Annotated in this window: 19 protein-coding genes; 4 read left to right on the forward strand and 15 right to left on the reverse strand. The window is 49.7% G+C overall.

Features of this window, described 5'->3' with window-relative positions:
• Positions 1 to 786: calcium-binding protein (locus tag AC2215_RS14895; RefSeq protein ID WP_486810803.1), on the forward strand; the 786-nt coding region annotated here is incomplete at its 5' end.
• 187 nt (positions 787 to 973) lie between these two features.
• On the opposite strand, the gene AC2215_RS14900 is transcribed toward AC2215_RS14895, so the two are convergent.
• From AC2215_RS14900 to AC2215_RS14930, 7 genes are all read right to left on the reverse strand, one after another.
• On the reverse strand, positions 974 to 1,315 hold the full coding sequence (locus AC2215_RS14900; protein ID WP_486810804.1) for an STAS domain-containing protein: 342 nt from the start codon (positions 1,313 to 1,315) through the stop codon (positions 974 to 976).
• Positions 1,316 to 1,859: 544 nt separating this feature from the next.
• Positions 1,860 to 2,639, reverse strand: coding sequence for a nucleoside/nucleotide kinase family protein (locus tag AC2215_RS14905; protein WP_486810805.1), 780 nt, complete (start codon positions 2,637 to 2,639; stop codon positions 1,860 to 1,862).
• Entirely contained in the window at positions 2,624 to 4,117 is a 1,494-nt protein-coding gene (locus tag AC2215_RS14910; protein WP_486810806.1) for a nucleoside/nucleotide kinase family protein, read from the reverse strand. The genes AC2215_RS14905 and AC2215_RS14910 overlap by 16 nt, the downstream gene beginning before the upstream one ends.
• Positions 4,118 to 4,267: 150 nt before the next feature.
• Entirely contained in the window at positions 4,268 to 5,065 is a 798-nt protein-coding gene (locus AC2215_RS14915; protein WP_486810807.1) for a class I SAM-dependent methyltransferase, read from the reverse strand.
• A gap of 238 nt (positions 5,066 to 5,303) precedes the next feature.
• Positions 5,304 to 6,251 carry a heterocyst development glycosyltransferase HepC gene (gene hepC, locus AC2215_RS14920; RefSeq protein ID WP_486810808.1) on the reverse strand — a complete coding sequence of 316 codons (948 nt, stop codon included), beginning with the start codon at positions 6,249 to 6,251 and terminating at the stop codon, positions 5,304 to 5,306.
• Positions 6,252 to 6,375: 124 nt separating this feature from the next.
• Complete coding sequence (locus AC2215_RS14925; protein ID WP_486810809.1) at positions 6,376 to 7,647, reverse strand: glycosyltransferase; 1,272 nt, start codon at positions 7,645 to 7,647, stop codon at positions 6,376 to 6,378.
• Positions 7,648 to 8,707: 1,060 nt separating this feature from the next.
• Positions 8,708 to 10,603, reverse strand: coding sequence for a response regulator (locus AC2215_RS14930; RefSeq protein WP_486810810.1), 1,896 nt, complete (start codon positions 10,601 to 10,603; stop codon positions 8,708 to 8,710).
• Positions 10,604 to 11,229: 626 nt separating this feature from the next.
• Here AC2215_RS14930 and AC2215_RS14935 point away from each other — a divergent pair.
• Complete coding sequence (locus tag AC2215_RS14935; protein ID WP_486810811.1) at positions 11,230 to 12,156, forward strand: alpha/beta fold hydrolase; 927 nt, start codon at positions 11,230 to 11,232, stop codon at positions 12,154 to 12,156.
• A gap of 796 nt (positions 12,157 to 12,952) precedes the next feature.
• Here the strand turns inward: AC2215_RS14935 and AC2215_RS14940 are convergent.
• A complete protein-coding gene (locus AC2215_RS14940; RefSeq protein ID WP_486810812.1) occupies positions 12,953 to 13,999 on the reverse strand; it encodes a response regulator in 1,047 nt (348 codons plus the stop codon).
• A 583-nt stretch (positions 14,000 to 14,582) separates the two neighbouring features.
• Here AC2215_RS14940 and alaS point away from each other — a divergent pair.
• Together alaS and AC2215_RS14950 are read left to right on the forward strand one after the other, a co-directional pair.
• A complete protein-coding gene (gene alaS, locus AC2215_RS14945; protein WP_486810813.1) occupies positions 14,583 to 17,213 on the forward strand; it encodes an alanine--tRNA ligase in 2,631 nt (876 codons plus the stop codon).
• A 140-nt stretch (positions 17,214 to 17,353) separates the two neighbouring features.
• Positions 17,354 to 19,168: a GmrSD restriction endonuclease domain-containing protein gene (locus tag AC2215_RS14950; RefSeq protein WP_486810814.1), complete on the forward strand. Its 1,815-nt coding sequence runs from the start codon at positions 17,354 to 17,356 to the stop codon at positions 19,166 to 19,168.
• On the opposite strand, the gene AC2215_RS14955 is transcribed toward AC2215_RS14950, so the two are convergent.
• The 7 genes from AC2215_RS14955 to AC2215_RS14985 form a co-directional block, all read right to left on the reverse strand.
• Entirely contained in the window at positions 19,161 to 19,577 is a 417-nt protein-coding gene (locus tag AC2215_RS14955) for a hypothetical protein (protein WP_486810815.1), read from the reverse strand. The two genes, AC2215_RS14950 and AC2215_RS14955, sit on opposite strands and share 8 nt — an antisense overlap.
• A 103-nt stretch (positions 19,578 to 19,680) precedes the next feature.
• Positions 19,681 to 19,992 (reverse strand): NADH-quinone oxidoreductase subunit NuoK, encoded by a 312-nt coding sequence (gene nuoK / locus AC2215_RS14960; RefSeq protein ID WP_486810816.1) that lies wholly within the window; start codon positions 19,990 to 19,992, stop codon positions 19,681 to 19,683.
• A 198-nt stretch (positions 19,993 to 20,190) separates the two neighbouring features.
• Positions 20,191 to 20,814: an NADH-quinone oxidoreductase subunit J gene (locus AC2215_RS14965; RefSeq protein WP_486810817.1), complete on the reverse strand. Its 624-nt coding sequence runs from the start codon at positions 20,812 to 20,814 to the stop codon at positions 20,191 to 20,193.
• A gap of 64 nt (positions 20,815 to 20,878) precedes the next feature.
• Positions 20,879 to 21,499 carry an NAD(P)H-quinone oxidoreductase subunit I gene (ndhI, locus tag AC2215_RS14970; RefSeq protein ID WP_486810818.1) on the reverse strand — a complete coding sequence of 207 codons (621 nt, stop codon included), beginning with the start codon at positions 21,497 to 21,499 and terminating at the stop codon, positions 20,879 to 20,881.
• A 43-nt stretch (positions 21,500 to 21,542) separates the two neighbouring features.
• Complete coding sequence (gene nuoH / locus AC2215_RS14975; protein ID WP_486810819.1) at positions 21,543 to 22,661, reverse strand: NADH-quinone oxidoreductase subunit NuoH; 1,119 nt, start codon at positions 22,659 to 22,661, stop codon at positions 21,543 to 21,545.
• A 654-nt stretch (positions 22,662 to 23,315) separates the two neighbouring features.
• Entirely contained in the window at positions 23,316 to 25,013 is a 1,698-nt protein-coding gene (locus AC2215_RS14980) for an ABC transporter permease (protein WP_486810820.1), read from the reverse strand.
• Positions 25,014 to 25,021: 8 nt separating this feature from the next.
• The coding region (locus AC2215_RS14985) for a hypothetical protein (RefSeq protein WP_486810821.1) at positions 25,022 to 25,304 on the reverse strand (283 nt) is incomplete at its 5' end.

Below are 25,304 nucleotides of genomic sequence, written 5' to 3' on the forward strand. Positions count from 1 at the left end.
ACCGTCACGATTAATGGGGTTGATGACGTCACCGGTCCCACTCCTACTTCTGGAGATGACGACCTCACCTATACCGAAGCCGACGAGGTCATCGATGCCCTCGCTGGTGACGATCGCATCCGCGCCCGAGCCGGCAACGACGAGGTTTTGGGTAACGAGGGCGATGACACCCTACAGGGAAACCAAGGAGATGACACCCTCGCCGGTGGTACTGGGAACGATGTTCTCGTCGGTGGTCCTGATAACGACGAGGTTTTCGGTAACGAGGAGGATGACACCCTACGGGGAAACCAACAAAATGACACCCTCATCGGCGGCACTGGAAACGATTTTCTCCACGGTGGTCTCGACGATGACGTTCTCATTGGCGTGGATAAATACACGAGCTCACCCGGTGCGGGAGAGCGAGACCGCCTCATTGGCGGCAGTGGAGCGGACTCTTTTGTTTTGGGCAACGAGTATAGCGCGTTCTACGACGATGATGGCACCACTGCGGCCGAACGTAACGCCGGTCGGGCAATTATCCGGGATTTGGATGTGGGTGTCGACCAAATTATCCTCCACGGCAGTGCCTCGGACTACGAGTTGCGCGAAACCAATAGCGGTCATACCAAAATCTTCTTACTTGAGGATATTGACATTGACGTCGAATCCGGGAGCCTCAACCCGAATGTAGTGGCGCCCGTACCCTCACCGGAGCGGGAGTTGATTGGTGTGGTGCTCAAGAGGACGGGTCTGGATTTGTCGGATACGACCACGTTTGAGTACGTTCTCGAAGTGATGTAGGCGGTCGAGGGAGTTGGGGGTGTCGTCACATGGAAATGCTGTTCGCAATGGATGCGATCGCTCCTGTGAGTTGAACGAGATTTTATGGGTTGATTCTCCCCCAACTCCCCGTCTCCCCCTCTCCCACTCCCCAAAGCCATTCCCCGTTCCCCATCCTCATTCGAAACGGTCGAATTCCCAACTGACGTCAAGCCAGAGTGAGATCGAAAGCTTGGCGATTTTCAAAAATTTCAAACTTTTTATCGAGTTGAGTTAACTCAAAAATCATCCGCACCGAAGGGGTCACGGAACAAAAACTCAACCGTCGATCTAACTCGATTGCCAACCGATAGGCGGAAATGAGAACCATCAAACCGGCACTATCGAGAAACTCCACTTGCTTCATATCAATTAACAGAATGGAGGTGGTTCGATCGAGAAGAGTCAAAATGAGTTGCGATCGAAATGCTTCTCGATCGATTTCGCCCATCATGCTGGGTAGCTCGATCGTGGCAAGTTGAGGAGAGAACGATAGAATGTTAGTTTTCATGATTGGCTCCTACAGTTTTGAGTCATCAAAAAAGTTAAAGATAAAATTTTGAATGACAAATCAAATCATTCTTGGAAAACGATCGAACTAAAATTATAGAAACTCTAAATCAAGGCTCGATCGCCCTCTTCAAAGCTTTGCGATTTTCGAGATCGGCTTTGTTATTCTCGACGAAAATTCAGAATTCAGACAGCTCTATCACAGACTATTTGTCAGACAAAATAGCAATTTTTTTCGAGCAAAAAATAGAAACAGAATTCGATTATTTTCAACAAAAAAACGGTTCGCGTTCCGTATCCATTGTTACTTTTGTCGAAAAATTCGTGACAGAGTATCGCGTTTTGAGGGTGAATGAAGTCCCTTTTCCCCACGTTCTCCAAACTCGAGCGGGGGTCGACCTCATCCGGTTTCGTCATGAAGTTGCACTCAATTCTTCCTTATCCAGGTAAGTCTCGATCGTATTGGTTTTGAGACCGAGTCCCATAAAATGGGGATAAAAAGGGACTTTCAAAGGGTATTAGAATTGAGGTTTGCCAGCATCCTTCTATGGGAAAATCCATTGAGCGATCGCGCGAGCGTTCTCTTGAATAGGATGAGAACTGTCCACGTCTAAAATGGGAACGCCCAGCGATCGAAGTCCGTCGAGAATGGTTTGCAAAGATGCAACAGAGGCCGATAAGATTTCGCTGGCCCGATCGGGATTCATGGCATCGAACCGACTGTTGTGGGTGGGACGGTGTTGGATGCGATCGAGTGCTGTTTCCACATCCACCGTCAACGCCACTACCCGCATCGTACCATCCCCTGCCAACCCCTCGATCGCCCTCTGAAGAGCCTTCAGAGGCGGATTCTTCCCCGAAATCGCTACCGACCAGGCTTCTTGCAAAACGCCCTGGTCGAGCAGTAAGGTTGCTTCTGGCAAACCCCCTCCATCGAGGAATCGAGTTTGCGGGAGATGCGATGCCGTGCGATGGTTGCGCTTAGCGTTGACATAAGTCGTTGCCGCCTTCAGAACGCTGGTGGTATTCAACGGCTGTACTTGCGCCGCCAAAGCCAGTATCTGCGTCAACACCTGCCAATCTCGGGGGCAATCGGGCCAGAGTTGCCTCAATTTTTGCCCCATGGAATTTCGATGCCACTCCTGTAGGATGTCATTTCGACAAACCACCGAGAGACCTCGATCGTGCAGTTGCCGGGTCACTTCTGTGCAGAGGGTGGTTTTCCCCGCACCGGGAAGACCGATAAATTCGACGATTGGTGCCGATGACCGATCTTGTTTGGACCCTTGTTTTAGCCCTTGTTTTGGTATTAAAGATGCGCCCATACCGCTTGCTTTGCCTGAACTAACACATCATCGAGAGACCCATCGGCATTAATGGTAACGACAGTGGTTCGATCTCCAAAGGTGAGCGATCGCACTGCTTCCACCTTCTGGCGGACGGTTTCCGGCGGGGTTTCCGACTTACGGGCGATGGCCACTTCCGGAGTCACGTTCAACTTAATCACCAAATCCGGCGGCATAGCTTGGACCATGCGTTGGTAAGATTCCATCTCCCACTTCTGCAACGGCTGAGGATATTTCGAACCGTCACTGAGCAACGGGCCGTCGTTCAACCCGAGAATTTGACTTTGGGGATATCGATCGCAAATGGCGATCGTCCCACTTTCTTTCGCCACCCGCGCTTGTTTGAGCTTATTGCGTTTTTCTTGGGTTAAAACCAACGCCCACACCAGTTGTCCCAATCCCGAAAGGGAAGCGGTGGGTTTGGGCTGGTGGTTTCCGGTTTTGGAGGATTGCTGTTTGCTCGAGCGATGCGATCGCAATGCTTTGAGTCCCTTGCGCGCCCAAATCAACGGCTGTCGAATGGCAGAGGCTTTACCATCCCCACTGCCCAGGTACAACGGCAGAACATCCAACTTTTGCGACAGGCTGCTGACAATCTCCGAAGTCACCGTCGATTTACCAGACCCATCCGCCCCGAGAATCGCGACGATCGTGCCACCGCCAACGGGGGTGCGATGGGTGGCTTTGGGGGTTTGAAAATACTTGCGCTGGACTTTTGCCCAGAGGGTTTGCGCTTCCCGGTGCCACCGCAGTCCCGTCGAAACCAGGGGATGGTAGCGGCGATAGGGTCGCAGGGGGGCCCGAATCGGGTTTTCGAGTCCCAATAACTGTTGTAGGTTGGCCTCGTCGTCGATGGCGTGGAGAATCTGTTGGGTTGCGGTGGGCCCTAAGAGTTCCTTGCCTAATTTCCTCAAGCGATCGCGATCGATCCGTTCTTTGAGCCAGCGAAACTCGCGCAGAAAATCCCCGGCAAAATAATCCCCACCTAATAAGGATTTGAGGCGATCGCGAGTCCGGATTTTGAGCACGGCCCGAACCACCAAAATAATTAGTTCGAGATGGGGTTCGACAGTATAGAAATTATACTCATCGTTATAAATCCGAGTCGAGAGCAACCGTTCTTCCCAGGGAACGTGATATCCCTTGAGATTTTTCTCCCCCAATTCCAGTCGATAGTGGAGGTGGAGGTGAACGAGGGTTCCCGTTTGTTCGTCGATGGCTAAGTAATCTTCGATATCCACGTACCGACGGTAGGAGACGGCTTCAAAATACTTAAATCCAACCTCCGCTAAAATCTGCTCGAGTTGAGATTTTCCAGTGCGATCGAATAGAACGTCGAGATCGGTTTTTCCTTCCACTGCCGCATCGAGATGCTCGTTGCTTTTCCAGTGACAGTAGCGGATATTTTCCCGGTGCAATCGATCGCTGAGTCGATCGACAATTTGAAGAGATGTCATTGCTTACTTGACCCTGCGAAAATTTCTGTGAACATTGCTTTTGCTCGCCGTTCGAGGGGGAGGGGAGATCGAATCGGGTTCGAGGGTTGACCCCAAGGCGATCGATTCAAATTTTATCCATCCCGCTCGAACGGTGTCCGTGAGTGTTTCTCAGACCGTTTGTAGGGGAATGCCGCGTCGATCTAACACCGTAATGCGCTCCTGCTGGACTTGGGCGATAATCTCCTGACAGGTGCCCAACTCAAAGCGACTGAAATCGGCCTTGAGGGGTTTGCGTCCGAAGATGGTATTACCGATTTTGCAGGTTTTCTCGAACAAACCCCACTTGACGAGCTGATTCAGGAGTCGGTAGGTCATCACCGACTTAATCCCACCTTGGGGATGGCGCTCGTCAATGGGTTTGTATTTCGGATGGTCGGCATAGTCATCGACAATGATGAGACCACCCGGTTGCAGATACTCCCAGAAGAGGAAAAAGTCGCGATCGATCCGCCCGTCGGCATCGTGAATCAGGGCAGAAATACCGCTAGTTTGCACCAAATTCAGCACCTCGGAACCATTTGTAAAGGTCAGTTCGTGAGGATACAGGACGATTTGGTCTTGAACTTGAAACTTGGCAAAGTGGCTTTGAATTAAATTGAGATTGTCTTGGTAACCGCCCACATCCGATCGGGTACCACCTTGGCATTTTTCCACCACGATCGATTTAGATTCCTTGTTGGCATCCTTCAACCCCAAGGCGATGGCAATGCTGCCAGCTCCGGTGGCGCCGCCCACTTCGATAATATCGAGATCGGGCAAATCGCGACAGAGTTCGTAGATTTTCTTATAGGTCCGCGGCCACAACATCCCGCCAGCTTCTTGCTTGAGATCGTAAAACTTGCGATTGGTGAGGGCTTCGTAGCCGTAGTAAGCTTTACGGGCGATCTTGTGAATGCTTGCGTTCATCGTCTTCGATGCTCCTGATTGGTTTGAATGAAACGGGCAGAAAAATGATTGATGGCGCTTTGGTTATCGCGCTTCGTCAAACTTGAAATTTGTCAAACTTGATAATGAAGAATTGAAGTGGAAACATCTCGCTCGGGTCGCCCGGAAAATTTTGGCGCTGTTACGAGCGAGATGCTCGCATCATATCGATCTAAACTCCTTGGACTTTCGTCGCGGACCACTCGCTGCCAAAGGGGCTTTAACAAGCTCCAAATCCCGAGAAGACCTTGGGAATCGTCAGCAGCAGCAGCTTGAAATCTTCCCGCAGGGACCAGTTGCGCAAATAGTTCAAATCGAGATCGTTCACAGCACCCAAATCCGTGAGGGTCGATCGAGCAGACACTTGCCACGCCCCGGTAATTCCGGGCATCGCATTCAGTCGCATCCGACCGGCCGGTTCGATGCGCAAGGCATCGTACAGCGCCCACGGACGAGGGCCGACCAAGCTCATTTCCCCCCGCAGGACGTTAATGAGTTGGGGGAGTTCGTCGAGGCTGTACTTGCGCATCCATTGACCGACACAGGTGATGCGGGGGTCGTCCTCCCGTTTGTGCAAGCCCTCTCGAGCGCCCATCACTTGATGGTGTCGTTGTTCTGCATCCACGCTCATGGTGCGGAATTTGAGAATCTGAAAGAGCTTGCCGCCTTCTCCCACTCGCCACTGCCGGAAGAACACCGGACCCGGTGAGGTGATGGCAACCAGTGCCATCAAGACGAGCAGCAGGGGAGACAGAATCAGCAGAAGAGTTCCCGCCGCTAACCGATCCATCGAGCATTTGATTCGCCAGCCAATCGGGCTGCGCTTTTGCGGGAGGGTGGAATGAGTGGGCAGATTCAGAAAGATCGATTTATCGAAGCTGCCGCACAAGTCGGCCCAAAAACGCAGACCGTTTTCTCCCAATTGCGAGTCCGCACACACTTCTTGAGCGAGGGAAAAATGCCAGAAATGTTTCAGCCATTCTTCGCTGCTGGTCTGGTGTTGTTTCTTGGAGGAATGACTGTTAATGGCAATGACTTGTCCCGGCTGCAACTGAAGAGTACAGGGGGGTAGTAAATTAAACGGTGTGGATTCCGTGGGGGCAACGGTAGATTGTGCCCGAGCGAAACGAGAAGTGGCCTCGACAACTTTGGTTGCGATCGTTATCATTGTTCTTTCTCTGGGTAAGCTTGCTTGAACGAGTTCTGGGAACTCCACGAGTTCGAACTCGAGAATGCCGAAGAGCGCGTTAAATTTGCATTCTCATAGGTTCTATGACGTGACGATGGAAATTTCAACGAACTGTAACGGGTTCGCGGTTTTCCACCGACGAAACCTCAGCTTTCTCAAGCAGAGAAAGAAAAACATGAATGTACTTTTCGACCTGACGTTCGCGATCGAAATTCTGAGCGGGCGTGGTTTCCCCAAAGGGAGAAAACGGTTCGGTTAGCGTCACTTCCAGGGCTTCGGCCAGTTGAATGGAACTGCCAACGGGGACGAGGCGACCGTACTCGCCATATCTCAAAATCTCGGCAGGGCCGCTGCTGCAATTGGTGGCAACGATTTTTTTGCCCAATGCTAAGGCTTCAATGAGAATGTTGGGCAAACCCTCGTAGTAGGAACTGAGGGCAAAGACATCGGCTTTGGCCAGAAATGCATAAGGATTGGCTTGAAAACCCACCAGCCTCACATCCTCTCCAATCCCCAACGAGATCGCTAAATTTTCAAGTTCTTGTCGCTGAGGTCCTTCTCCTAAAATGACCAACTTCGCATTAGAAACTTGCTGCTTGAGTTTAGCAAAAGCATTGAGGAGGGTGGGAAAATCCTTTTGCGGTTTCAGTCGTCCGGCGGCCACGATAACGGGAGCGGTTTTGCGATCGAGCCAATCACAACCGGTTTTTTCCCGAGCACGTTCAAAAATATCTGGGGTCACCGTCGGATTGTAAATTTGCTCGATCTTATGTTCGTCCACTTTCATGAACCCAGTCAGATCGGAAATCATGCCTTTGGAAGGACTGATAATCAGATTCGCACGTTGATAAGCCAGCCGCGTGAGTGGATAGAGAATGCGACCGAGACCGAAGGAATAGCCCTTAAATTGAAGTTCTAGGGTATTAGCCTGTCGGGCAATAAACTGAGTTTTTACATTGGCCAACTTGAGGGCTAATGCAGCCACAACGTTATTAAAGTGAATCGATGAAAATAATAAGTTAGGTTGGTGCTTGCAGAGGTACTCGGTCAATCCCAGTACGTTTTTCAGAGGATTAAAGCGACCGCTGGCTAGCTCGAAAACTTGAATATTTGGATGAATTGAGAGATGGGAAAGATTAGGTTTGCGAGCTAAAACAAAATCAATTTCTAAGCCGCGATTGGCGAGACCGTTGGCAATTTTTAGCAATGTTTTATCAGCACCATATCCCTGCAGATAATCGAGGTATATGGCAATTTTTCCCAGGTTATTCCGAGTCTTGCTAGAGGACTTGTGAGGCAGACGAGCTGAAATTTCGCACGGGTGAACTTTCTGCTTGAGGCGCAGATGGCTTGAAGCAATTGTTGCTAGATTCATAGGTAGAAGGTAGAAGCACAAGGTAGAATTAAGCTTAAAGCCCACTCTTTAGGCGAATTGAGTTAAGCCGATAAGCTTAAAAGTACAACATCAGAAATTAAGAAAACTTTTAGAGAATCGAACTAGAGAAGTTTCCCGCCACTTTCGCTCCCCGATCGGCTTGGTTTTGGGATAAGTCGCCTCTTCTCTAATTCGAGCTAAGGGTCAAAAGTCGGGTTAAACCTTTGTGAGAACTCGCTCCAGGCGCTCTTTCTGGATTGAGCTATACTTTGGTTAACTCTGCTTTAACCTTAGATTAACCATAGGTTAACACAAGCTTTTCAGTAAATTTACGTAGCTTTAGATTTTCTTAATATCGAGATTGACTTTCGAGACGAGCGGTACGGATGAGGAGACTAGAGCCTAAACAAAACCTTGTAAGCAAGGCTCCATAATCAATACAGCTTTTAAATTTTTGACTGGAAGAGTCTCGAAACAGGGTATAAATGCGGAGATAGCGAACCTCAAATCGATGTTATATCCGTGTTTACTCTAAAAACTTGTTTTCGATCGTATCCCAAAAACTGCGGGTAAATACGTATATAACGCGAGGCGTAGGTTAAGGATATTCGATCGCCCGTGAGGAGATGTGGGTTCGAGTCATGGGTCACAATTCCTCGAACAACACCGGGCCAATCGATCCTGGCATAAGGTCGCAACTGGAAATCCCCCCACTCCACACCCGCTCGCCAGAATTCGGAAAGGGGAAGGGGGAAGGGGAAATGGGGAACAGGGAATGGAGTACTTTCCTTCCCTCGGAGAAGATGTATAGCAGTTCGCGCCGGTATCGTTACACATTTTCAGTCATGAGGAATGGGGAATGGAAAAAACCGATTTCTTCAATCGTGTAAATAAACCAGCGCGAAGCGCTATATCCGAGTGTTGTACCCTCGCGTCCCATCTGCTTGTCGACCCCTCGAACGTCATCGAGAGTCGGCATCCCGGTGAGGCGACGTCAGCAAAACTGACGTTAGGCAAGGCTTGGAGCGATTTTTGTCTAAACTCGAGTGAATCGCGCAGGCTAGACCGCTCTTTGAGTCAAACGCCGAACGCGCTGTAAGTGGCCGAAAATGCGCGATCGCAATTCTTGATGGGAGATGGATTTATGCAAACAATCATCGGCCCCCACCGCAAAAGCCCGTTGAAGCTTCTCCGGATCGCAATAGGCACTCAGGCAAATAATCGGTAAATCCTGCCATTTGGGGTCGTTGCGAACCACTTGAGCCAGTTGAAATCCATCGAAATCCGGCATAGACAGATCCAGAACCAACAAATTCGGCTCGATCTTTTCGAGGTGTTCCCAAAACCGTTGCGGCTCCCCCAAAGTCGAAATCGTCAATTCTTCAGAGGCAAAGCTCGATCGAAACAATGCCAAAAAGTTGGGATCGTCATCGACGATCGAAATTTTTGCCGATGGGGAAGATGGGGGGACGAGGGCTTGCTCGACGACTTGGAGTACCCGTTCGGGGGAGCAGGGTTTGCGCAAAAATGCGACCGCTTGAGAATCCGCGACGCGATCGCGATCGTACAGGTCTCCCCGAACGGTCAAGACCACCGTCGGAATTTGGGGTTGGCGCTCCCTGAGTTGAGCGAGTAACTCGAATCCATCTTCCATGTCTTCAGGGAAGCACAAATCGAGGATCGCCACATCGGGGGGGTGGCTCTCGATGAGTGCTTTTCCGTCAGAGATGCTGTTGGCGACGGATGCTTGCAGTCCTCGGTCCATCAACGATTGACGCAATTGTTCGGCCAGTTGGCGATCGTCATCCACGATCGCCACCAGGGGAGGTTTCGAGGTCGCAGATACCTGCTCTCGGGCAAGGTCGTTTGTGGATTCTTCCCACTGAGATTCCGGATTTTCGAGGACTTGGCGCAGCGTTGCCAGTCGCTCTTGAACTTGCTCGCTCCACATTTCCACCGTCAAGACGGGTCGATCCGGTTCGATGCGGGTTTCGCTCAACAGTAAATTCTCAATTTCCCCAGCCAGACGCGCTCCTTCTAGCAGACGCAAGCTACCGAGCAACCCCACTAACTTGTGGGCGGTTTCGATGGCACTCGATAGTTGACCCTGACCGTTGACCACGGCTTTGATGCGATCGATATCGGCCAAGATACTCTTACGGAACTTCTGCCAATTTTGACGCAGAGCGGCTAAGGTTTTCTGCTTCCGGGTTGGGGTCGGCAAATTCCGGGTCGAATTTTTCTCACCCTTAGAGGTCGGCTTCGGGGGAATGTCTCCTTCGTTAAATTTTTCTAAACGGTATCCCACCCCGTAGATCGTTTTGATGAGTTCCGGCTTCAAACCCACACCTTTAAACTTTTTGCGCAAGCTTTTGATATGAGACCGAAGGGTGGTTCCACCGGGTACTTCTTTGAACTTCCAAACGTGTTCGATCAGTTGAGTCTGAGTAACGGTTTGGTTGGAGTTGCGCAGTAATAACTCCAGGATGCTGTACTCAGTTTGGGTAATGGGCAAAATCCGCTCGTTATAGCTCACCTCGCTCGAATGTAGGTGCAAACACAGCGGTCCCACATCGATCGTCTCGGTATTGGGGACGGCACTCCGCCGCCGCAGTGCCCGCATTCGGGCCAACAATTCCTCCAAATTAAAGGGTTTAATCAAATAATCGTCAGCACCTGCATCTAACCCTTCTACCTTATCGGTACTCTTATTGCGAGCGGTGAGTAAGAGAATCGGAATCTCCAATCCTCGCTCGCGAAGTTGCCGACAGAAAGAAATTCCATCGAGATCGGGTAAGACGACATCGAGTAAGAGCAGATCGTAAGAAGCGTTTGCCAGCAATGCTAAAGCCTGACGGGGATGTCGAGCTACATCTACCGTATACTGATTGTCTAAGAGTTCCGGAACGAGAACCGCACAAAGGCGATCGTCGTCTTCTACGAGCAAGATTCTCATTGATATCGTTTCTACTGAGTCCGTGGATTCCCACTTTTACAATACTCTTGGGATTGAGTATTGAGGGTGGTGAGTTATCACTTAACCGTAACCCTTTCTCTGCAATTTCTCAGCTTGAAATCGATCGACAATCCAGAGCGCACCACAACGCGCCCAAGGGGTCAATTTATCTGTCGAGTCGCGGTGAAGCCTTGGGAATAAAACCAATCAAGGGCTTCGGCTTCTTACTCTGGGAACTGGACATTTTGGGCGAAGGTGCCATGTCAGCATTCAGCCTTCAGCAATCGGATATCGGGTCCAAATAAAAACTCAAATCAATTTCTATAACGAAGTCATGAATTTCTTCTCCCTTTACCCCTGAGTCCTTCCCCCCATGCTGAATTCATCAGGATTTTTGGTGGATTTGCGTATGGCTTCGATCGCTTTTTTGTATAGACTTGTAAAGTTTGACTGCATTTTGATAACAGGAGTGGGCGCATCCTTAGGGTCTTCGTTAAAACAGGGTATTAAGCTAACCCAGACTCGAAATAAAAATCGCGAACTTCCGATCGAACCCGGGTGTAAAGTCAAAGGACGAGTTCGGGTGATGCGATCGCGATGTTTCTCAACACGTGCCCTGGAAAAATATGAAGCTCGATCGAACTTCCGTTTTCGCTGTGTTTCTTTCCGGTCTCGCCTTAATTTCGGGATGCAGTACCCATTCGGAGATTGAAGAAGAAAGCACGACCCCAGATCGTCCGATCTCAGAGAGCAGACCGGTTGTGACGCTCGATGAGAATCCCTCGAGGGTGGAATCTGCCGATGGCAGTTCTATTTTCTACGACTCTCGTGGAGAAGGGGATATTACTCTTGTTTTCGTTCATTGTTGGACTTGCAATCATGAGTTTTGGCAACCCCAAATTGACTATTTTGCTCGAAACTATCGAGTGGTTTGGCTCGATTTGGCCGGTCACGGAAAATCGAGCAGTCAACGACAGGAATATACCATGTCTGCATTTGGTAATGATGTGGCAGCCGTTGTCGATCGAGTGGGAGCAGAGCGAGTGGTGTTAGTGGGTCATTCCATGGGAGGACCGGTTGTCATTGAAGCCGCTAAATTATTGGGCGATCGAGTCATCGGCATCGTGGGAGTCGATACTTTTTATACCCCATTTGAATTTGACACGTCTGAAGAGAAAATTCAAGCCTTCGTTCGACCGTTTAAAGAAGATTTTCAAGGGGCTTCCCAACAGCTCGTGCAATCGATGTTTACTCCAAAAGCAGACCCAGAAGTCGTCAGTTCGATTATCGAAAAAATGGGAAGTGTCGATCGAGAGATGGCTGTGAGTGCCTTATATGAAATCTTTCGATGGCGCGCTGATTCCGAACCCTCAGATTTGCCTAAATATGCCGATAAGCTGCGCAATATTAACGGTGCTTTCACTGGAGACGAAAATCCATTACACGAATCCGTTATTTTAATTCCAGAAGTCGGACATTTTGTGGCACAAGTTAAGCCCGATGAATTCAATCGGGTACTTGAAGAAATTCTAGCGAAATCTGTAGGAAATTAATGATAAATTGACACCCAAAACATCGTTTGTTTGAAATATTTTCAACACAATTTAGATATAAATTTCGGGATACCATCGATTCGATCGAACTAATTTTTTAGTGACTTACCCAGGGTCGTGTAATGATGAATCATTTGAAAAACCCCCATCAAATTTTTGATTGTTGCATTGGTTTAACCGATCTGAAAGTTTAACTTTGGTGACTGCAAGTCAAATAAACAGACTCTAAACAATATAAATTTAATGAATTTAAAGTTGATTTTAACTAAAGTAAATGGCGACGATCGACCACTCTAAAAATAAATCCGCTCCATCTTCCAATCCGAAAACTCAGCGTGTGGGTTTTTCAGGTCATCCGGACTACGGACAGTGTCTCGACGCTCTCGGTGCTCTGCTTCCCAGGGAATGTCGCGTGAATCGAGTGCCTTATGCCGAAAGCTATTGCTGCTCGTCCCTCGCTTGTGGCAATTTCGTGTTTGGAAGGCACAGGGGGATGAGCGTGTCACTGTACGTGCCCACCAGCACCCATGGAAATATTGAAGATGCGTTTGTCCGATGGGTGGATGTCACGAGAATGGGTTGGGAAAAGCAAAAGGAATTGGTTTTCCTCGCGTACGAATACGCATCGGCACTCGCTCTAAAATCACCCGCGAATAAAAGTCTTGTGTTGTGTCCGAGTTGTGCCCAAAAACTGCGCGCGCCCAATCATTTAGGACCCTTAAATCTAACCTGCCCGCAATGCAAGTACAGCTGGCGTTGGTCTCCAGAAATGCATTCATCAAGATAGGAAATGCGCTCAAATCTCCCTTCCCCTCATTTCCGACTCAACGGAATTGGAACTCGAATACTGCTTGAGCTGTTCGATTTGGGCTTCGGCTTGCTTGAGGGGTGTAATATTACGAGCTATCCAGATGACCCGAGGGAGATCTTGAACCCCTTCGAGTTTGATTTGAGGGACGGGGGAGACGCTTGCTGAAAACCAGAGGGTCTGCTGTTCGTCAAAGGGGATCGAATACTCGAAGTTGAGAATCGTTTGGGTAGAGATGGCTTCTTTAACGAGGGCGAGAAACTCCTCCGCTTGGGGACTTTGGTAAAATTGGGCGATGGTTCGATCGATGGAAGCTGCATGGAATCGATCGATTTGAGCCAGGGGGGTGGGCATGGCTTCGATTTGCTTGGCCTCCTCGTCGAGCACCAAAACAATATCTGTCATTGCCCCCATCAAGGCTTTCATTTGCGCTCTTTTATTGCGCAGCTTTTGTTCGAGGAGTTTATTCTCGTTAATCTCTTTAAAAATATCTTGGTTGGCGGCTTCGAGCTGGAGGGTTCGCTCGAAAACTCGGGCCTCCAACGCTGCATTGAGTCGGCGAACTTTGGCTTCGGCTTGCTTGCGAACTTTAACTTCTTCTTGGAGTTGGATGTTTTGACGTTCTAACTGTTTTTGCAGTTGAACGATGGTGAGTTGATGTTCGATGCGAGCGATCGCCTCTTGGATTTGAAAGGGCTTGGTAATGTAGTCCGCCCCCCCGGCTTGAAAGGCTTTGGCTTTATCAAAACCGCGATCGAGAGCGCTGATAAAAATGACGGGAATATTACGGGTTTTGGGATGGTCTTTCAACTGCTGGCACAGTTCGTACCCGTTCACCCCCGGCATCATGATATCGAGCAAAATCAGATCCGGGGGCTTGGTTTGAGCTGCTTGGAGGGCGAGGTCGGCATTGAGGGCCCCCCGCACTCGATAGTCACGCACCCGCAGCATCGTCGAGAGGACGCGCAAGTTATCGGGCTGGTCGTCAACGATGAGGATATTGGCTTTGGCAGTCGTGGGTCGAGCGTCTGACATCGTTCCAGCAGTCGGTGGGACAGAGTTCTAGAAGAGAAGCAATCGAGTCGAAAACCCGCATGTGTCTATGGACTCAATAGCGGATCGAAGTCTACCGATACGCGAGGATACGATCGAGATGGTGACTTGACGAGGAGAGAGGGCAAAATTGCGTTCGATCCGAAAAAGCACACAATGCTTGGACGGGTAGGGATCGCAAGGGACTCAATCGCGAGACAATTAGGAGAGGGTTCTCGCGTCATCGTTTGGACGGTACGGATTCAACACCCCTAAACCTCGATGGTTCCAAATTGTACCAGAGGGACTTGCTCATCTAATATTTAGGTCAAATCGCCCGCAGAAACTCGCGCTTTCGAGGGGCACCTATCGAGTTCGATCGGATAACTAGGAACTCGAACGCGGACAGAACGGGTCTTGCAGTTTGCGTTTTTGGGTTTAAATTGAGTTTTGGGAAACTGCAAATGCGATCCAAAATTGTATATTTGGCGCGCAAGACTGAGTAACACATAGATTAACGCCCATTCTACAATAAATAACGACGGCGATTTGTCTCCTTTTACCTATTTCTCATCATTGACTCGATATGTCTTTTAATCCTTCTTTCAAGAGCGGTCGCGAAATTCGGCAGCAGTTTCTTGACTTTTTTGCCGAACGGCAACACCAAATGTTACCCAGTGCTTCCCTGGTGCCCGAAGATCCCACGGTTTTGCTGACGATCGCCGGAATGTTGCCGTTCAAACCGATTTTCTTGGGGCAGCGTTCTCCGGATTTCCCTCGGGCAACCACCTCCCAGAAGTGTATCCGCACGAACGATATTGAAAATGTGGGACGCACCGCGCGCCACCACACCTTCTTTGAAATGCTGGGGAATTTCAGCTTCGGCGACTATTTCAAGGAAGAGGCGATCGCCTGGGGATGGCAGGTCGTGACGGAGGTGTTCGGCTTACCGGCCGATCGCTTAATTGTCAGCGTGTACAAAAAGGATGACGAGGCGTTTGCCCTGTGGCACGAAAAAATCGGTATCGCCAAACATCGCATCCAGCGCATGGGGGAAAAGGATAATTTCTGGGCATCGGGGCCGACGGGGCCGTGCGGGCCGTGTTCGGAGATTTACTATGATTTCCACCCGGAACTCGGGGATGAGGCGATCGATTTGGAGGATGACTCCCGGTTCATCGAACTCTACAATCTGGTGTTCATGGAGTACAACCGCGACGGGGAGGGCAACCTCACCCCCCTGCAAAATAAGAATATTGACACCGGGATGGGCCTCGAACGGATGGCGCAAGTCCTGCAAGGGGTTCCCAATAATTACGAAACGGATTTGATTTTCCCGATCGTGAAGACGGCCGCAGAACTGGCCGGGATCGATTACGCCAAATCTAACGAGAAGACGAAAACTTCCCTCAAAGTGATCGGCGATCACGTTCGGGCGGTGGTTCACCTAATTGCCGACGGGGTGACGGCTTCCAATCTGGGTCGGGGCTACGTGTTGCGGCGCCTGATTCGCCGGGTGGTTCGCCACGGCCGGCTGATTGGGATTGAGGGTGAGTTTACGGTGAATGTCGCGCAAACGGCGATCGCCATGTCGGAGTCTGCCTATCCTTCTGTACGCCAGCGAGAGGAGATTATCGTTGCCGAACTGCAACGGGAAGAAGCTCAATTCCTGAAAACCCTGGAACGGGGAGAGAAACTGCTGGCGGATATTTTGGCGAAGCAGCCCCAGCAGATTTCTGGGAAAGATGCCTTTAAACTCTACGATACTTATGGTTTCCCGTTAGAGTTGACCCAGGAAATTGCCGAAGAACAGGGGTTAACGGTGGATGTGGATGGGTTTGAAGTGGAGATGGAAGCCCAGCGCGATCGGGCTCGAGATGCCCACGAAACCATCGATTTGACGGTGCGGGGACAACTGGATGAGTTGGCGGCATCGGTGCAAGCAACGGAATTTTTGGGCTATACCGATTACGATGCGACGGCGACGGTGGAAGCGGTGTTTGCCGACGGTAATGCGGTGGAAGCGGCCCAGGCGGGGGATGAGGTGCAAGTCATTCTCGATCGCACTCCCTTCTATGCCGAGTCTGGGGGACAAATCGGCGATCGCGGCTACCTTTCCGGCGAGGATTTGCTGGTACGGGTGGATGACGTGAAAAAAGAGGGAGCGATTTTCGTTCATTTCGGTCGCGTCGAACGGGGAACCCTCAAGGGGGGCGATCGGGTTTCGGCCACCATCGATCGCGCCTGTCGCCGTCGCGCCCAAGCGAATCATACGGCGACTCACCTGCTGCAAGCAGCGCTGAAAAGTATCGTGGACGATTCCGTATCCCAGGCGGGGTCTTTGGTGGCGTTCGATCGCCTGCGCTTCGATTTCAACTGTCCCCGCGCCCTCACCCCAGAAGAAGTGCAGGAGGTTGAAGATCGGGTGAACGCTTGGATTGCCGAAGCCCATCCGGCGCAGGTGGAAGTGATGGCCCTAGAGGATGCGAAAGCCAAAGGGGCAACGGCCATGTTCGGAGAAAAGTATGCCGACGAGGTGCGCGTCATCGATTTTTCTGGGGTATCCATGGAGTTGTGCGGTGGAACCCACGTGGGCAATACGGCGGAGATTGGCGCGTTCAAGATTATCTCGGAAACGGGGATCGCCTCGGGGATTCGCCGGATTGAAGCGGTATCGGGGCCGGCAATTTTAGATTATCTGAATTTGCGAGATCGGGTGGTGAAGGATTTGAGCGATCGCCTCAAAGCCAAGCCGGAAGAGATTCCCGATCGGATCGCCAGCTTGCAAGGGGAACTCAAAGCCACCCAGAAGGAACTCGATGCAGTGAAGTCGGAACTTGCCGTTGCCCAGTCGGAAGGGTTGGTTTCTCAAGCGGAATCCGTGGGTGAGTTTCAGGTACTCGTCGCGCAGATGGGAGAAGCGGATGCCAACTCCCTGAAAACGGCGGCAGAACGGTTGCAGCAAAAGCTGGGGAACTCGGCAGTGGTGCTGGGTTCGTCGCCGGGAGAGGGGAAAGTCAGTCTGGTAGCCGCTTTTAGTAAAGAGGTGAACGGCAAAGGCTTGCAAGCGGGCAAATTCATCGGTGGCATCGCCAAACTCTGCGGCGGTGGCGGTGGCGGACGACCAAATTTAGCCCAGGCTGGCGGACGCGATCCGAGTCAGTTAGCGGCGGCGTTGGAGAGTGCGAAGGCGCAGTTGCTTGAGGGATTGGGGTAGTTTAATAGGGTGGGCGAGATCGAAGTGGTTCAATCGAAGCTCACCCTAATGATTAAATATTACTGGGTTTTTCCAACAATCTGACTACAGTGATAAACTAGCACTCTCTAGATGAAAAAGTACTAAATTGAACAAAAAGCATGAGTATTACTCCTAAAGGAATAAGTATCCTAGAAATTTATCGTCTTTACAGAACTGAAAAGCTGATTGTTAATCGTCGATATCAACGAAAACTGGTATGGACGAAAGAGGAAAAGCAATGCTTGATAGAAAGCATATTACTAAATTACCCTATCCCATTAGTTTTATTTGGCAAATTTAGTAACGATCAATCCAAAAACCAAGAAGAGATGTATGAAATTATTGATGGAATGCAGAGATTAAATGCAATTTTTGGATTTATAGAAAATCAGTTTTCAGTAAAAAATAAATTTTTTGATGTGACTCAGCATCCCTTTGCAAATGAATTAAGTAGTAAAGGTGTTTTCAACTCTATTCAAATCAAAAAAGAAGAAAATTATCAGCTACTTGAATCTACAAAATGTGGAAAATTTCTAGAATACAATCTTGCCATTACAATCTATTCAGCAAATTCAACAAGAGAAATTGAAGATGTTTTTAATAGAATCAACTCAAATGGTAAGCACTTATCTCCTCAAGAAGTGAGGCAAGCTGGCGTAACCACAGAATTTTCTGGGCTAGTTAGATCTCTATCCTGCGAAATTCGAGGAGATGTATCTACAGAAGAAACACTTCCTCTCACAAAAATGCCGTCAATTAGTATTGACGCTAAGTCAATCAATTTAGGCTATGGAGTTCGTGCAGAAGATACATTTTGGTGTCATCAGGGAATAATTAATGTATCACATTTACGGGATAGCGAAGATGAGCAAATTATTGCTGATATTATACTATCAATTGCTTTAAACAAACCTTTTCCTGCAAGTAAAGATTGGTTTGACTCTTACTATGGGAAAAGAAGTCCGGATAAATCTGATGAAATTGAGCTGGCAATTGCAAAGTACCGTGGAGAAAACTTAAAAAAAGATATCAAAACTGTCATACATCAAATCAAGAAAGCTATTTTTGTCGTGGCAGGTAAAGATAGCAAAAACTTTTTAAGGAAAATATTAAATCCAAGCGGGGGAGGAAATCCTGTCAAACAGCCATTTTATACTCTATTCATGGCTTTTTATGAATTAATAATTAAGGAAAATAAAGAACCATTTGATTTTGAAAAAATTTTTGCAGCAGTATATAAACTAAAAGGAAAAATAAAAATTAGTTCTACAACAACTACTGCTGATAGAGTAAAAAATATTAACTTAACAAAAGGATTAATACAAAAATATTTTAAAGAAGCAAGTCAGACAATACGTAGTCCTGGAGCTTCATCTATAGATTTTGAAAACTACTTAAGCCTTGCAAAAACTGAAGCGCCTAATTATGATTTCAAGCAAGGTTTCTACTCGCTAAACAGTAAAAATCGTAAATTTGAGGAAAAAAGCTTTGACAAAATTTGTCAAAATATAGCAGCCATGGCAAATTTAGGAAAAGGCAAAATAGGGTATTTATTTATTGGGGTGTCTGATAAGGAAGAAGATACCAAACGTATAGAGAAATTAGATAGTATCACTGCTACACGGTTTGAGCCATTTGGTGTGGTTGGACTAGACCGAGAGGCAAGCATAAAAAAAACAACAATTGATGATTACGTTTTATTTATTAGTCGAAAAATTCGTAACTCTGAACTTCCTGAATGGCTCAAAACAAAGACTAATACTAGTTTAGTTCCAATTAACTATGAAGATAAAACCGTATTAATGATTCAAGTTCAAGCAGGCAATGAGCCTACTTGGTATAAGGGCAAGTTGTATATCCGTGATGGACACGAGAAGAAATCTCAAGAAGTATCTGGCGAGCAAATTTCTGCTGTTTATAATTTATTCAGATGAATTCAGACTCGAGCGCCTTTTCCAAAAATTCTTTCCACTCCGCCGCTATATTGACCTCAGTAAACGGAATCGTGAGGAGAGAATTCGTATCTTTCAATGTGAATTCTAATCCGGCTTTTCCTTTATTGGGTAAGTCTCCCTCCACGGGTTTTCCATCGACAATTACGCGAATCGATCGCACATTATCCAGTGAAAACGTTTGCAAATCCTTGGGTTCTTTTCGGGTTGGCTTCCCCCAGGTAATCTCTCGTCCTTTTTGCCCTAAAACAGCGTAAATATCATACTTCGATCGCTCAAAAGATTCCGCCCAGATTCGGTAGGCTTCCACTTTCTGATACTCATTCCATCCCGCCCAAGCCAGCCAGAAAAATAGCACCAGCAACGGCAACCACAATAATCCTCTTTCCATAATATTTTGAATTGATAATATCTAAAAAAGACGCGATCGCTCGCGCCCTTTCGTGATTTTTAACCCATAAAAGCGTAGTTTTGTCAACCTTCTGTGAGGACTCCTACCACTTCAACAAGTTAAACTTCTCCATATCCACCGTATCTCGATTTCGGTAAATCGCCAGAACGATCGCCAAACCCACGGCAGCTTCCGCCGCAGCAATCGTAATCACGAATACCGTAAAAATTTGACCTTTAATATTCTCCGGATCGAGATAGTTGGAGAATGCCATTAAATTCAAATTTACCGCATTCAGCAGCAGCTCGATCGACATCAGAACTCGTACGGCATTACGACTGGTAATCAAACCGTAGATTCCGATGCAAAACAGGGCGGCTGCGAGTAACAAAAAATATTCGAGTTGTAGTTCCATACCTTTTATATTTACGATCGCAACTCAATTCAAACTATCAGTCTATTTAGAGCAATTCCAAGGCAAGCATTCTATTCGAGACCGAACCCAGACATTCCCACATCATTCAATCCTTCGAGAAATATAGATGCCTCCGTTCCACCCAGGGCGAGCATCTTGCTCGCCTTCAAGCCAGATTACCCATGGGAGATTCCCCAATTAACTTCCCGTCGCATCCGATCCCGACTCGCTCAAAGCCCCCACCGCCTCGCGAGGACGTTCGGGCAACTGGAACGACAAATCTTCCTCAGCTTGAGATCCAAACGTCGGCAGAATATCGCGACGAGCAATAATAATCGCTCCCACCATTGCCATCAGCAACAGCACCGACACCAACTCAAACGGCAGCAAGAAATCCGTAAAGAAATGCTGACCGATTTGCAACGTCGTACTCTCGGTGGACGGCATTGCCCCAGAAATCGACCAAGGCGTAGACAGAACCATCGTCGTCAGTAGAGCAAACAACCCCACGCAGACGGCAGCGGTTGCCCCTTTGCGAATCCATCCCCGCGTCATCGGCACGAACTCCTCGCGCTTGTTCACCAACATAATGGCAAATAGAATCAGCACGTTCACCGACCCTACGTAAATCAGAAGCTGGGCCGCCGCGACGAAATCCGCATTCAGCAGCAGGTACATTCCGGCAATACTGGTGAATACCGCCCCCAGCAAAAAGGCAGAGTAGACGATATTGTTGAGCAAAACCACCCCCAGGGCGGCAGAAATCATCATCAGGGTGAGTAGACCTAAAGAAACGATCTGAACCCCTTCGGCTAAATTCACAATTTTTATCCTTTATCCTATGTCGTCGTCATCTCGCGCCTTTCAAGCCAGACGCGATCGAATACTACTTCGTCTCGGCGGTTTCCCCAGCAGCAGCCTGTTCGGCTTCGAGTTCTGGGAGAATCTCTTCGGGACGGCGACCGGCCCGGCGAGACCCTGCAGGCAAGTCGTGGGGGTCTACGATTCCCTTGGGCAGGTAAGCAAACTCCCGCATCGGCGTCACCATCGGATCGTCTTTGATATTCGCCGGCAAGCGCCCCAACGCCACGCTATCGTAGTTCAATTCGTGGCGATCGTACGCGCTCAATTCGTACTCTTCCGTCATCGACAAGCAGTTCGTCGGGCAGTATTCCACGCAGTTCCCGCAGAAAATGCACACCCCAAAATCGATGCTGTAGTGCTTGAGTTGCTTTTTCTTCTGGGCTTTATTAAATTCCCAATCCACCACCGGCAGGTTAATCGGGCAGACCCGGACGCAGACTTCACAAGCAATGCACTTATCAAATTCAAAGTGAATCCGTCCCCGATACCGTTCCGAGGGAATGACCTTTTCGTAAGGATACTGAACGGTAACCGGACGGCGCTGCATGTGGTCGAAGGTCACGGCCAAGCCTTGACCGATATACTTCGCCGCTTGAAAAGATTCTTTGGCGTAATCGCCGACTTGCTTGAGGAAGTTTAACATGGTGTTCTCTCTCTCGTATTTAAAGATAGGATCGATCGACCTATTAACCGCCAAAAAACGCGGGGAATGCCAGTTTCAGCGCAGCCGTGAGCAATAAATTCACCAACGCGACGGGTAAGAGGAACTTCCACCCCAAATTCAGCAACTGGTCGATGCGAACGCGGGGAGTCGTCCAGCGCAATAAAATGGCCAGAAAAACCAGCAAGTAGGTTTTCACCAGCACCATCGTAATCCCCAAAGAGGCAGTCACGATTTGTACCACCGGGCTGTTGATGCTCAAGCCCAGCAAATCCGTCAGCCATTCCACGGGAACGAGGAAGTCCCATCCTCCCAGATAAAAGATGGAAAAGAGCAGGGCGCTCAGAATCAGGTTAACGTAGGAACCCAGGTAAAACAGGGCAAATTTCATCCCCGAATATTCCGTCTGATACCCGGCAACGATTTCTTCTTCGGCTTCGGGTAAGTCGAAGGGCAGACGTTCGGTTTCAGCCAGGGCAGCAATCCAGAAGATAATGAAACCCACCGGCTGTCGCCAGATATTCCAACCCAAGAGGCCGTAGCCGGACTGTTGGTTGACGATATCGATCGTGCTGAGGCTGTTGGACATCATCACCACCGCCAGAACCGCCAGGGCGAGGGGAATTTCGTAGCTGATGGATTGGGCTGCCGCGCGCAGTCCGCCGATGAGGGCATATTTGTTATTGGAGGAATACCCAGACATCAGCAAACCGATGGGGGCGACGCTGGAGAGGGAAATCCACAAGAACGCGCCGATACCCAAGTCGGTAATCACCAAATTCTGTCCGAAGGGAACGATGAGATAGGACAAAAAGATGGGAATTACGACGATCGCCGGACCGAGGGTAAACAGCCACGGATCGGCTTTGTTGGGGATGACATCTTCCTTGACAAGAAGTTTGAGACCGTCAGCGACCGGTTGTAGGGTTCCCAAGGGACCGGCAAATTCGGGGCCGATGCGTTGCTGGGCGGCTGCGGAGATCTTTCTCTCCAGCCAGACGGCGACGAGCACCCCAACTGTGGCGACAACGAGCATCAAGCCCAGGGGTAAGGGCATCCACACGACCTTGGCCGCACCAGGGGGCAAACCAAGATCGACTAAGGTTTGAATGATACTGCCTTTAAGATCGATTCCTGAGTCCATACAGACTTAACAGTTAGTTTATGAAGATTTTTTAGTGACATACTCCCGACGCTAACCCGATCGGTCGCGGCTGAGCCACTTCCTAGGTAGAGCGCGGGCTTCTTACCAACTCCACCCAACGGTTTGGATACTCGGTAAGCTTTATTGACGACACAGAATGCCCTAGCGCACCGGATCTAAAATCAAATTTCAGTTTGTTTTGTAGACGGTGGTTAACGCAAACGTACTCGCTTGTTATGATACACCCGACCCGGCAATATCCCGACCCTCATTTGACGCGGCGCGGAATCAAAGATTCCTTGTATCGCCGCCCTGACGAGTTTCTCCTTCGGAGATGCTACGCGAACGGCAGTTGCGACCCTTGGGGAGACCCCTCTGGCGGCACTACCTCACCAAATATAGAGCGGGGCTGCTGGCAGGATAGCTCATTTACATTTCTTTAGTATATCGCTCGGTTGGTCGCTGACCGAGATTCGGAGGCGCGGAATGGGGAATGAGAACGCGCAGATGCTCGGCTACGCTCCGGACGCTCCAGACGCGGGGAGTAGGAATGGGGTGTGGGGTATGGAAAAAACTTATTTCTTCGATTAGTGTAAATAAACTGCGGACGTTGCGCGATCGACATAGCAATCCCTAGAGAAACGCGATACCGCTCTATTCAAAATCGCGAGAGCGAGCGATACGCCAACTCAAGACGATCGCCGGTATCATTCCCACCAACACCAAAGCCAAAGCCGGTCCCGATGCTTCGGTGAGGCGTTCGTCGGAGGCTAAGTTGTAAGCCCTCACCGCGAGGGTATCGAAGTTGAAGGGGCGAATCACCAACGTCGCGGGCAGTTCTTTCACCACATCGACGAACACCATCATCGAGGCCGTCAGCAACCCCGTCAACATCATCGGCACGTGAACTTTCGCTAGAGTTCGGGTGGGGGTATAGCCCAAACTGCGGGCCGCTTCATCTAAACTGGGTTCGATTTTGCCTAAACTCGATTCCACCGTACCGAAGGAAACCGCCAAGAATCGCACCAGATAGGCAAATACCAACGCCGCGATCGTCCCGCTGAGCAGCAACCCCGTAGAAATCCCAAAGGTCGATCGCATCCAACTATCGACGGTATTATCGAAACGACCCAAGGGCACTAAAACCCCCACGGCGATCGCCGAACCGGGAACGGCATATCCCATGGCAGCAATGCGGGCGGCAAATTGCATCCAGGGATTGGGACGCAGGCGCACCCCATAAGCCATAATCAACGCTATAACAATGGCGAAAACTGCGGTGACGGTTGCGACAACCGCTGTATTACGGGCAAGTTCCCAAAAGCGATCGTCGAAAGTGTCCCCCGCATGGGCGATCGCCATTTCCAATAGGACGGTCCCTGGAATCAAAAAACCCAAACCCACCGGCATAAAACAAGCCAGCCAAGCCCCGAATCCTCGCAGTCCTGACAGCGAGTAACTGGGTAAACTTTTATAGGAAGTGGAGGTTTGGTAGAAACTGGCGCGGCGACGGGAACGGCGCTCCAACCAAATTAAAGCGAGGACGAACAGGAGCAAAAAGGCGGCTAATTGAGTGGCGGCAACCCGCTCTCCCATCGCAAACCAGGTGCGATAAATACCCGTGGTGAAGGTATCGACGCCAAAAAACTGCACCGTCCCGAAGTCGTTGAGGGTTTCCATCAGCGCCAACGCCAACCCCGCAACGATCGCCGGACGCGCTAAAGGCAGTGCGGTGGTCATAAAACTGCGCCAGGGATTGCAGCCGAGGATGCGACTGGCTTCGAGGGTGGAGGCGGACTGCTCTAAAAAAGCCACCCGCGCCAGCAAATAAACGTAGGGATACAGCGTCAGCGCCATCAGGGCGATCGCCCCGCCGAGCGATCGAATGTTGGGAAACCAGTAGTCTCCGTATTCCCAGCCGAAAAGCTGCCGCAACAGCGACTGTACCGGTCCGGAAAATTCTAAAAATTCGGTGTACGTATAGGCCAAAATATAGGCGGGAGCGGCCATGGGCATCAGCAGCGCCCATTCAAAAATCCGACGGTTGGGGAAACGACACATCGTAACCAGCCACGCGGTTCCCACGCCGATAACCAACACGCCAGTCCCCACCCCCAGGGCGAGCCAAAAGGAGTTGGCAATATAGCGCGATAGCACCGTTGAGGCCAGATGGGACCAAATATCCCTCGCATCGACGAACACATTGGCCAGAACCACCAGAACGGGAGAGGCAACCAGCAGCGCGATCGCCCCCACCACTATCGTCCAAGGTTCGAGAAACGTCCATCGCGCGAAGAATCCGGCAGGAGATTGGGAACCTTCGATTGGGGGAGGGAAATCGGATTTTTCCATAAGCGCTGTCAGCAGTTGGTATCGTTTATTGCGATGGCGGAGGATGCCTCACCCCTGGTATGGAGTAGAGTTTCGATCGCAGCCCTTCCAGCATAAATGATACTTGTTAGCAATAGATGAAAGGATTGTCCTCTTCGATTCTTTTGAGGCTTGAGACCGCGATCGTTGCTCAAATATCCTTCAAGAGCCTCTGTAGGAGCTGGCTTCCTCAGATACCCACTTCCCATCGAACCCATCGTGAAGATAATTGATAGCAATAGCAATCTCCCCACACCCCACACCCCACACCCC

The organism is Zarconia sp. (assembly GCF_057467645.1).